Raw genomic sequence first — 206 nt, 5'->3', positions numbered from 1 at the left:
TCGCGGACGGCGGGGCGTGCGGGGCGCTCGCGGTACGCGGCAGCCGGGTCCTCGGCCGGGGCGCCGGTGCGGACGTCGGTACCGGCGGCCGCCCCGTCGCCCGTCCCGTAGCCCGTCCGGTCGTAGCGGCCGGGTTCGGCGTAGCCGGCGAGCGGTTCGTAGGCGTCGGGGTGGTCGGCCGTGCCTGCCGGCCGGCCGCGGTGGTC

The 206-nt window shown here is 81.6% G+C and carries 1 protein-coding gene; it reads right to left on the bottom strand.

Annotated elements, in window-relative coordinates:
• Window positions 1–206 (bottom strand): hypothetical protein (locus GTW08_RS28425; protein WP_202417821.1); only part of this gene is annotated, 206 nt, incomplete at both ends.

It is taken from the genome of Pseudonocardia sp. SID8383 (assembly GCF_009864975.1).
Taxonomy (GTDB): Bacteria; Actinomycetota; Actinomycetes; order Mycobacteriales; family Pseudonocardiaceae; genus Pseudonocardia; species Pseudonocardia alni.
This window is presented reverse-complemented; position numbering and strand designations above follow the sequence as displayed.